Here is a 15,300-nt window from a genome sequence, read left to right on the forward strand (position 1 = left end):
GGCTTATCTCGTGGGGCGCATACTAACGGTACGTCTTATGGATAACCGTGAGAAAGATCTCACAAAGCTCTAAATTATCCAACTTGTTAAACATATTAATAGAATTTTTAACTATAGATCACATTTATTAGGTGATACGTCCTAGTAAATAATCCGGAGAGATTCAGCGTTATGGATCAAATGTCAGGTGCAGAGTGTCCTCTACATACATTAGACCGCACAGAGCAACCTCAACCAACGCCACTAGAACCGATGACGTTTCCTCTGCATGGTGCGAGGTTAATCGAGGCATCAGCAGGTACAGGTAAAACCTTCACTATTGCAGGTTTATATCTGCGCCTTTTGCTTGGTCACGGCAGCGCGGAAACTCGACATCGCGTACCGCTTACGGTCGACCAAATTCTGGTCGTAACCTTTACCGAAGCGGCAACTGCGGAATTACGCGATCGTATCAGGGCAAGAATCCATGATGCGCGAATCGCGTTTGCGCGTGGACAGAGTTCCGATCCGGTGATCCAACCTTTGCTTAATGAGTTTGACGATCACAAGCAAGCCGCAGAAATTTTATTGCAGGCAGAGCGTCAGATGGACGAGGCGGCAGTCTACACCATTCACGGTTTTTGCCAACGTATGCTAACGCAAAATGCGTTTGAATCTGGCAGCCGATTTAATAACGAGTTTGTGACCGATGAAAGTCACCTAAAAGCGCAAGTTGTAGCCGATTACTGGCGCCGCAATTTCTACCCGTTGCCATTTACTTTGGCTGGAGAAATTCGCCAGCTATGGGGCTCTCCATCTGCGTTGTTGTCTGACATCAGCAATTACTTAACTGGTGCGCCGTTAAGCCTTTCTGTTCCGGCAATGAAAGGCAGTTTGGCTGATCTTCATACTGAAAATCTGAAAAAAATTGATGAATTAAAAGCACAGTGGCGAGAAAGCCAAGATGACTTCTTGACGCTGATTTCAGATTCAGATATTAGCAAACGCAGCTACACCAAAAAGTCTCTGCCGACGTGGTTGGAGGCGGTAAACGCTTGGGCAGCAACGGAAACCACAGGTTACGATTATCCAGACAAGCTGGAGAAATTCGCGCAAAACGTCTTGTTGGAAAAAACACCGAAAGGCAGTGCGCCGCAGCACGCGGTATTTGAAGCCATTGAAACATTTCTTGCTAACCCAATCAGCTTAAAAGCGCCACTGCTTGCTCATGCGATTGAGCATTGTCGTGTGATGCTGGCCAACGCGAAAAATCAAAAACAGTGGCTCTCTTTCGATGATTTGCTGACACAACTTTCTGCTTCTATCGATACGGACGAAAGCGAGCTTTTAGCGGCGCGTATTCGTACTTTGTATCCTGTCGCAATGATTGACGAGTTCCAAGATACCGACCCGCTTCAATACAGTATTTTCAGCCGTATTTATCTGAACAACCCGGAATGTGGTTTGTTTATGATCGGGGACCCCAAGCAGGCGATTTATGGCTTTCGTGGCGCAGACATTTTCACTTATATCAAAGCGCGTAACCAAGTAAGTGCCCACTACACGTTAGGAACCAACTGGCGTTCTAGCGCAGATATGGTGCAGGCGGTAAACCAAGTATTTGCTTTGCCAGACAGTCCATTTATCTACGATTCGGATATTCCGTTCTTACCCGTTAAGTACAGTCCCAATGCCGAAAAACGCATTTGGACTATGGGTGGCCAAAAGCAACCAGCGCTGACTTATTGGTTGCAAGAAGCGGACGATAAACCGCTACCAAAAGGCGAGTATTTGACTCGAATGGCAGAGGCGACCGCAAGCCAAATCCAAACCATTTTGACGCAGGCTCAACAGGGGCAAGCGTGTCTGGTGAATGGCGAAAATCAGAAAGCGGTTCAAGCGGGCGATATCGCGGTGTTGGTTCGAACAGGTAGTGAAGGTCGAATGGTCAAACAAGCCCTGGCAAACCAAGGCATTGCCAGCGTGTACCTGTCTAACCGAGACAGTGTGTTTACCAGTTCAGTGGCGCAGGATTTACAGCGTTTGCTGCAAGCGGTGCTGACTCCAGAAAATGATCGTGCGCTGCGTGCAAGTCTTGCCTCTGAGCTGTTTGCCCTCGATGCAGCAAGTTTGGATGCGCTTAATAACGATGAAATTGTGTGGGAAAACGCCGTAAACGAATTCAAAGAATATCGCAAACTTTGGGTTCAGCGTGGTGTGCTGCCGATGCTGCGGGCGGTGATCAGCAAACGCCATATTGCCGAGCGATTACTAGAAGAAGGCGCGAGTTCACAGGGTGAAAATGGTGAGCGAGTGCTTACCGATTTAATGCACATCGGTGAACTGCTTCAACAAGCCAGTAATGAACTGGACAGCGATCACGGTCTACTGCGTTGGCTCGCTCAGTCTATCAGTGATGCGGAAAACGGTTTGGGTGGCAGTGATGACCAAATCCAACGTTTAGAATCGGAACGTAACTTAGTGCAGATCGTAACTATTCACAAATCAAAAGGCTTGGAGTATGACCTCGTATTTCTGCCGTTTGTGTTCAGCTATCGAGAAGCCAGTGAAGCCAAATATTACGATGCAGCCAATGACCGCACGGTACTGGATATTACTGGCAACGATGCGTCCATGAAGCAAGCGGATAAAGAGCGTTTGGCGGAAGACTTACGCTTGATATACGTAGCACTAACGCGAGCTGTGTATGCGTGTTTTATCGGTGCCTCACCTTTGCGCAATGGCCGTTCGACCAAAGAGCCAACTGGTGTACACCGCAGTGCGATTGGCTATTTGATTCAAAATGGTCAAGAAGGTGGCATTAACGATTTGCAACAAGGTTTAACAAAGCAACAAGACGAGCTTGATTGTGTCGTTGTGGCCGATCCGCCGCAGCAACTCGAAGAGAAGTACGTAGCGCCACAAGAAGAAATACACGATCTTAGCGCGAAAGAGCTGCAAAACCCTATCGATAGAAACTGGCGCATCACCAGTTATTCTGGCTTGGTCAAGCAAGGCTCTCATCACGCCGAGCATGATGCCACGATTGAGATTACGGGTTTTGATATCGACTCATCTGAAGAGCAAGACGAAGCGGATTTGGTGGAGCCAGAGCGCTCTATTTTTACCTTCCCTCGTGGTGCGCGTCCGGGTACGTTCCTGCACAGCTTGTTTGAGGAAGTTGAATTTACTCAGCCAGCCACTACGGAAGAGAATACACAAATCATCCTTGGCTTGATGGAAAGCGAACAGCTCGATGAAGAGTGGCTACCTATTTTACAGCAATTGATTGATACCGTACTCGCAACGCCGTTGGATGGTAAGTCTTTGCTGCTGAATCAAAAAGCACCGTCGCAACGTTTGGTGGAGATGGAATTTTTGCTGCCGATTGAAGTTTTGTCTGCACCGGCGTTAAACCGAGTCATTCAACGTCACGATCCGTTGTCGGCGAAAGCGGGGGATTTAGGTTTCCAAACCGTGCAAGGCATGCTCAAAGGTTTTATCGACTTGGTGTTTGAACATCAAGGTAAATACTACGTGCTTGACTGGAAATCGAATCATCTTGGCGACGATGTGACGCACTATCATGGTGAGGCTCTGAAATCGGCGATGGCAGATCACCGCTACGATTTGCAGTACCAGATTTATGCGTTAGCCCTGCATCGTTTCCTACGCAGCCGATTGGCCAATTATGATTATGAACAGCACTTTGGTGGCGTGTATTACTTGTTCTTGCGCGGCATGGATGGGCAGAGTGACCACGGCATTTTTGCCGCGAAACCAACTTTCGAGTTCTTACAAGAGATGGATCGTTTGATTGATGGTCAAGTACTTGAAACGCGCTCAACTCAAGCCGGGCAGATGGAGCTACTTTAATGACGACAAATCACAATCTTCATTCTGACCAAGATAGCCTATTGGTAGTGTTGGAACGCTTGGCGCACAAAGGTGCTATTCGTCAGCTCGACTACCAATTCGCCTGTTTTATTGATTCTCAAACGCATGATGAACAGTCGGACAGCCAAGCACTGGCGTTTATCGCTGGTGTTGTCAGTAGTGAGCTTGGTAAAGGACATATCTGTCTGTCTCTGTGCGATGCACAAGGGCAAACTACGGATTTAGCCAGTAATCTAGGGCTGTTTGGTGAGTCGGCATTGGCGCTTAACACACAGTTGCAAGGCATAGACTGGATTCAAGTATTACAAAATTCCAGCGTGGTCGGCGCGCAAGGAGAAGCCTTGCCTTTAATGTTCGATGGTGAGCGTCTGTATCTGCATCGCTATTGGCATTATGAAGTGACACTGGCGGAAAAGCTCAATCAGCTGGGCGCCGCAGTTAACTTGCAACCACAAGAGTTTGCGCGATTATCGGAGTTGCTCAACCATCTGTTCGCACGCCAATACCATTTTCTGTTTAACGCGTTGGGCAAAGCAGTAGAAGCGGGAAGCAGCAACCAAGTGTTGCGTCAGCAATTGGTGTGTGACCACCTTGATGTGGTCGCAAGCGAATCGTTGGATTGGCACGCCATTGATTCCGTGCTTAGCAATGCGCGCAAGGTTCAAGATTTGCAAATACTGGATGAACTCGTGCCACTCTCAGCTTGCGTGAACTGGCAAAAAGTCGCGGCGGCGGTTGCGTTAACTCGTCGATTTGCTGTGATTTCTGGTGGCCCTGGTACGGGTAAAACGACGACAGTAACCAAATTGCTTGCTGCTTTGATTGAACAGGCGACGCAAGAGAAAAATCTAACCATCAAGCTGGTGGCCCCGACGGGGAAAGCGGCGGCGCGATTAACCGAGTCCATTGGTAAAGCGGTGCAAGAGCTGCCAGTTTCTCCGGAGCTAAAAGCCAAAATTCCGACTGAATCGAGTACCTTACATCGGTTGCTGGGTGCGATTCCTAATAGCGCAGAATTTCGTCACAACAAGCAAAATCCACTGCATTTGGATATTTTGGTTATCGACGAAGCGTCGATGGTCGATTTACCAATGATGTATAAAGTGGTCGATGCCTTACCGAAACATGCGCGGCTGATTTTGCTAGGTGATAAAGATCAACTTGCCTCAGTTGAAGCAGGGGCAGTGTTGGGTGATATCTGTTCGTTCCATGCGTTGGGTTATGGCAAAGAGCAGGCGTCAGCCATCGCAAAACTGACGGGCTTCGATACTTTAGCCCATACGGGTAACAGTGCATCTAGCATTGCTGATAGTTTATGTATGCTGCAAAAGAGCTACCGATTTGACGCTCGCTCAGGCATTGGTCAGTTGGCAAAAGCGGTTAATTCCGGTTCTGCTGCGAGCGTAGATAACGTCTGGGCGCGTGACTTTTCCGATATCGAACATTTCGCACTAAGTAGTCAACATTACAACCAAATGATGCAGACGTTGGTGCAGGAATACGGTCGTTACCTCAAACGCATTGGACAACAGGAAACTGATCCTAAAACCGGAGAGCCAGAGTCGCTAACGCACAAAGCCAAAGCGGTGTTAGATACCTTCAACCAATGCCGACTGCTGTGCGCGATCCGTGAAGGTGACTTCGGTGTGGCTGGGCTAAACCAACGCATCGAGAAAGCGCTTGCGGCGCGCAAGTTAATTCAAGTTCAGGATGAAATTTGGTATCACGGCAGACCTGTCATGGTTACGCGTAATGATCACGGTTTAGGTTTGTATAACGGTGATATTGGTATTTGTATGCGAGATGACAGTGAAGAAGAACCGCGTTTGAAAGTCTTTTTCGAGTTACCTGACGGCAGTGTGAAATCGGTCTTGCCAAGCCGAGTACCTGAACATGAAACGGCTTACGCCATGACCATCCATAAATCGCAAGGCAGTGAATTTGATTACACCCTTATGATTTTGCCACCAGACTTTAGCCCGATATTAACCCGTGAGTTGATTTACACAGGCATTACCCGCGCGAAAAAGCGTTTAGCTCTTTACGCCGAGCTCAATGTTCTGAAGCGAGGCATTAAGGTGAAAACCACTCGCGTGAGTGGGTTAGTAAAGCGGCTTACCAACTAAAACAAGAAGACCGAGCTTATGGCTCGGTCTTCTTTTATGCATGTTTTGCAAACGCATTGGTAAAAGACACGCTGCGTATTTTGTATTGCTGTTGATAAGCAAGAATAAAATCTCGGATAGCGTCATTTACGGGGAAAACACAGTGGACGTCTAGGCCTTCTAAAAACTGATTGTCAGCCATATCCCAGAAGCTTTGAAGCGAATTACAAATGATTGTTCTCATAACAGTGCTCGTCTCGGCTTATTTAAAGTCAGATTAACAACTGTCCTTGGTGTGCAATACGGAGCTAACTAGTTTTTCAATTGCCCAGTATTTTAGGGTGAAGGCTAATTACATCACCTAGATCCATTCGTATTGGTTAAAAACCAATCACTAGCGAGCAGAGTATAGCCAACCAAATGTATATTTAAAAGATAAAATTGGAACAAAAATCAAGCAATGGTTTGCGCATTTCTAAGTTGGGTTTACATGATGACCCGCTAGTCCGGAGTAGGGTTTATGTGTGGCCTTACTCCTCAACAAACTCGTTCCTAAACAAGCTCGATGTGCAGGGTTGAGCGTTAATGAACTAAATCCTGCCCTTTGAGGTTAGTTGGTATAGTGGAACGTTAAGTTTCGCTCCCTGATTTAAGGTTAAGCTATAAATCTAACGCTAAGATTTTGGACTTACGCTGGAAGTTATATAACCCTTGTTTGGCTCCAGGCAAATAGTCGACACTGACTTCGTAAAAACCTTGCTCTCTGAACCAATGCAAACTGTGTGTCGTGAGGACAAAAATCTGATCAATGGTTTCGGATTTAGAACGATGTTTCATGTAGTTGAGCAGTAACAAACCTCGGTTTCCATCACGATAGTCAGGGTGAATCGCTACGCAAGCCATCTCAGCTTTACGCTCTTCTGGGTATGGATAAAGGGCAGCACAGCCAATAATCAAGCCGTCTTTTTCGATGATGGTAAATTTTCCAATCTCTTGCTCTAGCTGTTCTCGAGAGCGCCTAACCAGTACACCTTGTTCTTCTAACGGGCGAATGAGGTCTAAGATACCGCCAATATCGTCAATATTAGCTTGCCTCACTTGTTCAGCACTCGCCATAACAACTTGGGTACCGATACCGTCGAAAGAGAACAACTCCTGAATTAAGGCGCCATCTACTTTATAACTGATCAAGTGGCTACGAGGTACTCCGGCACGGCAAGCGGCAATAGAGCCTTTAAGAAAGCGCAGTGTTCCAGTGTTGTAATCTAGGTCAGGAGACGTATTTTCAGAAAGCGTTTTGATGACATGCTCCGCCTCAATTGGTAGTAACTCGGCGACAGCATTGCCGTTGTCATCAATGACACCTTGTTCGGAGCAAAAACCAATCAGCTTATCCGCACCCAGCTTTATCGCTAGTTGGGTGGCGACTTCTTCCGATAATAAATTGAAGCACTCGCCAGTCACAGAGCTAGCAATGGGACCTAGCAGAACAATTGAACCTTGATCAAGAGTGCGATTAATCGCGTCGGTGTCAATGCGGCGAATACGTCCACTATGGCAATAGTCCACACCATCATCAACGCCGAGTGGTTGGGCAATGATGTAGTTTCCGCTAACGACATTGAGCTGGGTACCTGCCATCGGAGTATTGTTGAGGCTCATTGATAGGCGCGCAGTAATCGCAAGCTGAAGTTGTCCGGCAGCTTGCATAACAACAGATAAAGCCGATTCATCCGTAATGCGGATATTTTTGTGGTAAGGCGTAGTGAGGTCTTGTTTTTCTAGCAGCTGATTAATTTGAGGACGTGCACCATACACCACCACGACTTTGATTCCGAGGCTGTGCATGAGTGCGATATCATTAATAATATTGCCAAAATTTTTGTGTGCGACGGCTTCTCCGCCCAGCATGATCACCATGGTTTTTCCGCGGTGAGCATTGACATAAGGTGTTGATTGACGGAATCCTTTTACGAGAGCAGTACTACGAATTTTCACTACAGCCATTCCTTTGTTTAATTATGTTAAAATAATGCCTTTTTATTCACTTGGTGGCAAGGTGAAATTTTGGAATAAAGCACAAACATATTGAGGTAGGTTCTTGGTCCCGTTAAGAGGGAAGGTTACAATGGTGGCGTCTTTCCTCAATACGTGAACCTCATGTCTTCTGCTGTTAATAAGAATGCTGCGATCACTGCTTCAAATTTGTCAAAAACGTCATCTAAATCAATGCTTCGTAAGTGGCTAGAGCGTTCTCTCATGCTTATAGCGATAGTTGGAACCGTTGTCGTGTGCATGCTGTATAGTGATTTGATTACTCGAACCATTAATCCGCCCATTCCCAAATCGACTATTTATGGTCGCTGGGTTGAGCAAGATGTTGCGCCTTATGCTCGTGAAGAATTTGTGTTGAGTGAGCGCGGTGTTACCGTAAATGGTTCTACAGTGGCGACCAGTTTTGAATTCGATGGGGATTCGTTTTCGTATCGAGTGGGTTCAAATGAGCGGCACTTCAATTTTGTGGGTAAGCAGCATGCAGAAATGAAGCTGGATGCTAATGCACATTATCTACCTGTATTCCGTTTAGAGGGGCGTGCAAGGATTGCGGTAAGATAGTCGTTTTTATCTTTGTCTGTTAAGCAGAGATCTCTTGCGTCTGTGAGTCACATGGATGATCACAATTTCATCTCTCAATCAGTAAATCTTACTTTCAAACATAATCCGGACAATTCCGTAATTCTTCCGCTGCTATCATGTTGCATTAACTGAATGAATTCACAACGAGTAAACGGATTGGCTTAGCGTTGAAACATTTTGTCGTTGCTTTTCAATTGCACCGTATGCATTTGTTTGCCATCCTTTTGCTATTCTCTTTTACGGAAAAGACACGTGTTAAAAAAACTCCTTCCTATTATCTCTTTGAGCCTACTCTTTGGCTGTGCTCAACAAAATGATCGTGCTCAGCAATATCTTGATGGTGAGTTTCCTCAGATCCTCAATAAAGTGGACGTAGTTGAGTCTAACAAACCACGCGATTTTACTGAATTTAACAAGCAAGCTGAGCAAGTGGTGATAAAGTCACCATCCATGGCGAAGATATACCAACCGCTATATCAACGATTAAGTGAGTGGGCGCAACAGAGCGGAGATACCAGTGCGTTGAGTGCGTTTGGCATTCAAGCCGCGCAATTGGGTGGTGGTGATAAAAAAGGTAATGTGCTGTTTACCGGATACTTTTCTCCCGTGATGGAGCTGCGTCATACACCAAACGACATTTTTAAGTACCCAGTTTATGGCAAGCCAAACTGCTCATCAGATTGTCCGACTCGTGCGGAGATCTACAACGGGGCATTAGATGGCCAAGGTTTAGTGCTAGGTTATGCGCCTAACCGTATTGACCCGTTTATGATGGAAGTGCAGGGCAGTGGCTATGTGCATTTTGAAGATGATGATACGTTGGAGTACTTCGCGTACGCAGGGAAAAATAATAAAGCTTACGTTAGTATTGGCCGCATTTTGATTGAACGTGGTGAAGTGCCGCGTGAAAAAATGTCTCTCAAAGCGATTAAAGAGTGGGTAATGGACAACGACGACGCAACAGTACGCGAGTTGTTGGAGCAAAACCCTTCTTACGTCTTCTTTGCGCCAAAAGCGGAAGCGCCAGTAACGGGATCGGCTGGTATTCCTTTGTTACCAATGGCCGCGGTCGCGGGTGACCGTTCTATCTTACCAATGGGCACACCAATCTTGGCGGAAGTACCATTGCTGAATGCGGATGGTACGTGGAGCGGTGCTCATCAACTGCGAATGCTGATCGTTTTAGACACTGGTGGTGCGGTAAAACAGAACCATTTGGATCTGTATCATGGCATTGGTGCGAGAGCAGGAACGGAAGCAGGGCACTACAAGCATTTTGGTCGAGTTTGGAAACTTGGGCTGGAAAACTCACCAACTCAAGCGCCTTGGGCTTTGCCGCCAGAAAAGCTACAATAGCGACCCAAGAAAGAGGAACCGCCTCTTATCTAGACATTTCATCAAAGAGTGCGTATAAATCGCACTCTTTGTTTTTCTATCGATCATCTGGACTTCAATATGCGTGAACTCGATACCCCAGCATCTGACAGCTACAATCAACGCTTTGGCGGCACTCGTCGTCTTTATGGCAACAGTGAAGTGGACATTCTTCGCGCTGCACACGTTTGTGTTATTGGTATTGGTGGCGTGGGTTCATGGGCGGTCGAAGCGCTGGCCCGTACTGGGATCGGTGAGTTGACTCTGATTGATATGGATGATGTTTGTGTCACGAATATTAACCGCCAAATTCATGCGATGACGGGCACCGTTGGCCAAAGCAAAATTGAAGTTATGGCCGAGCGTGTCAAATTGATCAACCCAGAGTGTAAAGTCAATCTGATTGATGATTTCATCACGCCAGACAATCAACATGAGTACTTAAGCAAAGAGTTTGATTACGTGCTAGATGCGATTGACAGCGTAAAAGCGAAGGCGTCTTTGTTGGCGTATTGCCGCAGCAACAAGATCAAAGTGATCACTACGGGGGGCGCTGGTGGTCAGGTTGACCCAACGCAGATCATGGTCGCTGATTTAACGAAAACGATCCAAGATCCTCTAGCGAAGAAAATCAAAGACACCTTGCGTCGTCATCATAACTTCCCTAAGAATCCGGCTCGTAAGTTTGGTATTGATTGCGTGTTTTCAACCGAGCAGCTGAAGTACCCTCAAGCAGACGGTTCAGTGTGTGGTGTGAAGTCGACAGCGGAAGGCCCAAAACGTATGGATTGTGCTAGCGGTTTTGGTGCGGCGACTGTTGTAACTGCAACGTTTGGCTTTGTCGCGGTATCGCGAATCGTTGAGAAGTTGATTTCAAAATATAAGAAGTAAACTAGAAGAAGAGCGCATCATGACAGATTTTCCCGTTTCTCCATTTGGTACAGATATCACCAGCGAAGACATTGTAGCGACTATGCAGCAATTTCAAGGCTGGGAAGATCGCTACCGTCAGGTTATTCAGTGGGGTAAAAAGCTGCCACAAATGCCAGAAGAGCTGAAATCAGAACAAGTTACCGTTTCGGGTTGTGAAAGCTTGGTGTGGTTAGTGAGCCAAGAGCAAGATGGCGTTTGGCATTTTTGTGCGGACTCCGATGCGCGTATCGTCCGTGGATTGATTGCCTTGGTGATGGCGGCTTATGACGGAAAAACGGCCGATCAAATTCAAGCATTTGATATTGATGCTTATTTTGATCAACTGGGGCTTGTCTCCCATTTAAGCCCGTCACGTGGTAATGGCTTGAAAGCTATTGTAGAGCAGATTAAGCAAACCGCCGTGTAACGAGTCATTTTCCCAATTCTTAAAAACGCCGAATAACCTAGCTGTTTGGCGCTTTTTTGTATCTGAGTTGAGACATTTTTTGCATATGGATAAAAAATATGCAAATGGTCGACTATTTTAGCGTTAATTAACCATTCTATTGATCCTGGTTCATTATATTGCCCACTTGGTTTTTATAAACTCAATTGTATTTAAAATTTGTCTATATTAGATAATAGACATATGCCCCATTCGCTCCTATTCCCCAATGTGGAAACACACTTGGAAGCGATTGGGTTACTTAGATACAAATGCTAGGAACCTCCCTATATGCAATTCACCTTGGAACATGCGCAAGACGTGTTATCCGGAATGCCAGACCCCACTTTTATTCTGAGTGAAGATGGTATCTATATTGATGTTTTTGGAGGAACAGATAAAAAAGCCTATCACGATGGAAGCAATTTGATAGGTAAGACACTTCACAGCGTACTTGAAAAAGATAAAGCCGGCTGGTTTATCGAGCAGATCAGTCGATCACTGAAACAAGACAGTATTGTGACGATCGAGTACAAGATGTGCGCCGACAGCATTCAGGGAATAGATGCCAACAGTGGACCAAGAGGCGACCTATACTACGAAGGCAAGATCTGCCCACTCGCTATAAAATACCGGGGTCGTCGCGTTGTCCTTATTCTTACACGCAACATCTCCAATCGCCACCGAGTTGAAACCCTTCTTCGCCATCAAAGCCAAATTGATGCTCTTACCAACATCTACAATCGACGTGTTTTTTTCGAAAAGCTCACAGAAGAAGTTATTAAATCCCAAGCTCCAGATTATCACTCCGCGTTGTTATTGTTTGATTTGGACTTTTTTAAAGTCATCAATGATAAACGTGGTCATGATGCGGGGGATTATGTCTTAGAGACCTTAGCTGATTTGGTTTCTCACTTACTCGTCAAAGACGAAATTTTTGCAAGAGTCGGAGGGGAGGAGTTTGCGATTATTTTGCCAGAAACTTCTCTGTCGGCGGCGAAAGAGGTAGGAGAGGAAGTACGTTCCCACATTCAAAATTGTCAGTTCGAATTTGAAAAGATTGAAATTCCGGTCACGGTGAGTGTAGGCGTGGTGGAAATAGGCAGAAATGAAACCACCAAACGTTTGTATGCGCATGCAGATAAAGCGCTTTATGCTGCGAAAAGAAATGGCAGAAATTGCGTGGCGACTCTGGATAGGCAGATGGAGTAACCTTGTTGGTTACTCCAAATCAAACCGTTGGCGTTATAGCATGTCGACGGCTTTTTCTACGGCGGCGATGAGTCTATCCACATCTTCAGCCGTGTTATAAATACCAAAAGAAACGCGAACCGTGCCTTTCACATTTAGCGCATCCATCAATGGGTGAGCGCAGTGGTGTCCTGCTCGTACCGCAATGCCTTGTTGATCGAGCAGCGTCGCAATATCTTGGTGATGAACGCCGTCCATGACGAACGTCAGTACAGAGGCATTCGGTTGATAGCCTAGAATATGAATGTCATCCAAAGCGCTTAGTGCTTGGTAGGCCTTATCCTGAAGCGCATGGAGATGAGTCTCTACTTCGCGATGGTCAAAACCTTGGTACCACTCAATGGCTTTCGCTAGAGCAATCGCGCCCGCAACGTTTGGTGTGCCCGCTTCAAACTTTCCAGGAAGTGCAGAAAACGTCGTTTTTTCGAAAGAAACGCGTTCAACCATTTTACCGCCGCCGTGCCATGGTGGCATGGCTTCCAAAAGTTCAAGCTTGCCGTATAAAACCCCAATGCCTGCTGGTGCATAAAGTTTGTGACCTGAGAAAACGTAGAAATCGATATCTGATGTCGATAAATCAAGTTGCTCATGTACGATGCCTTGCGCGCCATCAACTACAACAACCGCGCCAACGTTGTGCGCCAGTTCAGTGATTTTTTCGATAGGTTGGCGTGTGCCTGTTACGTTGGTTATTTGTGCGCAAGCAACAATTTTACAGCGGTCAGACAGAAGCGCCTCAAATGCACTGATGTCGAACTGACAATCTGATGTCATCGGAACTTTAATGACTTTAGCACCCGTTTGCTCTGCCACGATTTGCCAGGGCACGATGTTGGCGTGGTGCTCCATCTCGCTAATTAATATCTCATCACCTGGTTGTAACGTGCTACGGGCGTAGGTTTGAGAAATTAAGTTCAGTGCTTCGGTTGCGCCCCGTGTCCAAATGATTTCCTTAGAGCTGTTTGTACCAATAAAGCTTGCCACTCGTTCTCGTGCCGCTTCAAATTGGCTGGTGGCATTAGCCGTTAAACTATGGCTGCCACGGTGAACATTGGCATTTTGCGCACTGTAGTAATGACTGATGACATCAATCACACATTGCGGTTTTTGCGTTGTCGCTGCGCTATCTAAATACACTAAGGGCGTATCGTTGACGGATTGGTTTAGAGCAGGAAATTGCTCGCGTACAGCATTTACGTCAAACATTATTCTTCACCAAGCTTGTGGTAGTGCAGAGTAGGCAGAGGGATCATTGGTTCAGCAACTGACCATGCGTGTTTTTTACCTGAGAGTTGAATGATTACTTCCATCGCGAACTCTAAAGCTGTACCCGGACCTTGACTAGTGATCAGGTTGTGGTTGATATCAAAGGTCACGCGTTTGCTGCGCCACTTCTCTTCCGGGATATGTGACTGAAAGCTCGGGTGACAGGTCATCAGTGATTGTGGGAAAAGATCATGGTGTTGCAATACCAACGCCGGTGCTGCGCAGATAGCTGCGACCAATTTTCCCTCATAGATGTGCTGCTTAAGGATTTCTATCATCACCGTACTATCACGAAAAATTTCTGCACCACCAACACCACCAGAAAGCGCTATGGCGTCAAACTCATCATCAGCGATATCGACCAGTTTACAATCGGCTGTTAGTGTGACTCCGCGAGAAGCTTTCATCGTCAATGAGCCATCAAAAGCAGCACTCGCTACCGTAACGTCATAACCCGCGCGAACCATCATGTCGATAACGGTGACGGCTTCCATTTCTTCGGTGCCTGGAGCGATTGGCACTAAGATTTTCTTACTCATTGTTCTGTCCAGCTTTGTTCTATTTGTTTGATGCGTTGGTAAAGTTTTAAATTCTCAGGCGTATTGATGCGATGTTTCTCGGCAGCCTTTAACAAGTATCCGGTTATAAAATCAATTTCCGTTCGACGCTGATGGAATACGTCTTGTCTCATTGAAGAATAGTTCTCAGCTGTGGCGTTCACCACTTGCATTACCGTATCGAAAAGAGAGCGAAACTCGATAGCAATACCTTCTTTACTCATTACTTCAACCAGTTCTTGAGTGATGCTTTCGAGTTGTATCTTAAACTCGGGCTGCGCAAGCTCACCATTCTTACACTGCTGAATCGCAGTCAGTGGGTTAATCGCGCAGTTAATTGCTAACTTAGTCCATAACGCAGATTGGATGTGTGGATTCCAAATGGCCTCTGGAAGAGCATGATGCATAACATCTTGCAGAAAAGCGCACTGCATTCCTTTGTCATTATAACCACCCACTTGCGTTGTTCCGTGACCGGTATGCAGTACGTGTTGGTTATCTGGTTTGTATGCGCCGTGCGTCGTTGTGGCGAGCACGATCGGATTGTTTGGCAGAGCCTTCTCCACGCCAGAGGCGGTACCCATACCATTGTGCATCGGCATGATAATCGTGTCTGCGTTGATATGAGGCAGTAAAGGCTGAATGGCGTCTTCCATTTGCCAAGCTTTTACCGTGATCAAAATGAGATCTGCTTGATTTACTGAGGAAATATCTTGATTACTGAATACGATTGCGGGTGTGTCATCCAACTGAAGTGATTGTTGGCTTTCAGAACTTCTTCCCCACAATGAAACATTGTGCCCGGCAAGCTTAAATTTTGTTGCCCAGAGTGAGCCCACCGCACCTGGACCGAGGATAAGGATATTCACCAAACGCT

General features: G+C 46.3%; 12 protein-coding genes. 7 read left to right on the forward strand and 5 right to left on the reverse strand.

Annotation, left to right across the window (positions count from 1 at the left end):
* Positions 1 to 180: 180 nt before the first annotated feature.
* Positions 181 to 3,855 carry an exodeoxyribonuclease V subunit beta gene (gene recB, locus R7093_RS10450; protein WP_053306793.1) on the forward strand — a complete coding sequence of 1,225 codons (3,675 nt, stop codon included), beginning with the start codon at positions 181 to 183 and terminating at the stop codon, positions 3,853 to 3,855.
* A complete protein-coding gene (recD, locus tag R7093_RS10455) occupies positions 3,855 to 6,002 on the forward strand; it encodes an exodeoxyribonuclease V subunit alpha (RefSeq protein ID WP_053306737.1) in 2,148 nt (715 codons plus the stop codon). Before recB ends, recD begins: the two co-directional genes overlap by 1 nt.
* A 34-nt stretch (positions 6,003 to 6,036) precedes the next feature.
* Here recD and R7093_RS10460 read toward each other — a convergent pair whose 3' ends face one another.
* Together R7093_RS10460 and argA are read right to left on the reverse strand one after the other, a co-directional pair.
* Positions 6,037 to 6,225, reverse strand: coding sequence for a hypothetical protein (locus R7093_RS10460; protein WP_005380230.1), 189 nt, complete (start codon positions 6,223 to 6,225; stop codon positions 6,037 to 6,039).
* A gap of 416 nt (positions 6,226 to 6,641) precedes the next feature.
* On the reverse strand, positions 6,642 to 7,979 hold the full coding sequence (gene argA / locus R7093_RS10465) for an amino-acid N-acetyltransferase (RefSeq protein ID WP_012841478.1): 1,338 nt from the start codon (positions 7,977 to 7,979) through the stop codon (positions 6,642 to 6,644).
* Between the two features lie 162 nt (positions 7,980 to 8,141).
* Between argA and R7093_RS10470 the strand changes: the two genes are divergently transcribed.
* From R7093_RS10470 to R7093_RS10490, 5 genes are all read left to right on the forward strand, one after another.
* The gene (locus R7093_RS10470) at positions 8,142 to 8,597 is read left to right on the forward strand and encodes a DUF2850 domain-containing protein (protein WP_005380234.1); all 456 of its coding nucleotides are present in this window, start codon (positions 8,142 to 8,144) and stop codon (positions 8,595 to 8,597) included.
* Between the two features lie 273 nt (positions 8,598 to 8,870).
* The gene (gene mltA / locus R7093_RS10475; RefSeq protein ID WP_054577574.1) at positions 8,871 to 9,974 is read left to right on the forward strand and encodes a murein transglycosylase A; all 1,104 of its coding nucleotides are present in this window, start codon (positions 8,871 to 8,873) and stop codon (positions 9,972 to 9,974) included.
* Between the two features lie 99 nt (positions 9,975 to 10,073).
* Positions 10,074 to 10,883 (forward strand): tRNA cyclic N6-threonylcarbamoyladenosine(37) synthase TcdA, encoded by an 810-nt coding sequence (gene tcdA, locus R7093_RS10480; RefSeq protein WP_005380241.1) that lies wholly within the window; start codon positions 10,074 to 10,076, stop codon positions 10,881 to 10,883.
* Positions 10,884 to 10,902: 19 nt separating this feature from the next.
* Positions 10,903 to 11,331, forward strand: a complete 429-nt coding sequence (gene csdE / locus R7093_RS10485; protein WP_017636016.1) for a cysteine desulfurase sulfur acceptor subunit CsdE — start codon at positions 10,903 to 10,905, stop codon at positions 11,329 to 11,331.
* A 309-nt stretch (positions 11,332 to 11,640) separates the two neighbouring features.
* Positions 11,641 to 12,561, forward strand: coding sequence for a diguanylate cyclase (locus R7093_RS10490; protein ID WP_318146643.1), 921 nt, complete (start codon positions 11,641 to 11,643; stop codon positions 12,559 to 12,561).
* 33 nt (positions 12,562 to 12,594) lie between these two features.
* Here the strand turns inward: R7093_RS10490 and csdA are convergent, their stop codons facing one another.
* The 3 genes from csdA to panE are packed head-to-tail and all read right to left on the reverse strand — an operon-like array spanning position 12,595 to position 15,292.
* The gene (gene csdA / locus R7093_RS10495) at positions 12,595 to 13,806 is read right to left on the reverse strand and encodes a cysteine desulfurase CsdA (protein WP_318146644.1); all 1,212 of its coding nucleotides are present in this window, start codon (positions 13,804 to 13,806) and stop codon (positions 12,595 to 12,597) included.
* The gene (locus R7093_RS10500) at positions 13,806 to 14,405 is read right to left on the reverse strand and encodes a DJ-1 family glyoxalase III (protein WP_006742560.1); all 600 of its coding nucleotides are present in this window, start codon (positions 14,403 to 14,405) and stop codon (positions 13,806 to 13,808) included. The genes csdA and R7093_RS10500 overlap by 1 nt, the downstream gene beginning before the upstream one ends.
* Positions 14,402 to 15,292 (reverse strand): 2-dehydropantoate 2-reductase, encoded by an 891-nt coding sequence (gene panE / locus R7093_RS10505; protein ID WP_258481357.1) that lies wholly within the window; start codon positions 15,290 to 15,292, stop codon positions 14,402 to 14,404. Before panE ends, R7093_RS10500 begins: the two co-directional genes overlap by 4 nt.
* Between the last annotated feature and the right edge of the window lie 8 nt (positions 15,293 to 15,300).

The sequence above is a fragment of the Vibrio sp. 1580 genome (genome assembly GCF_033340055.1).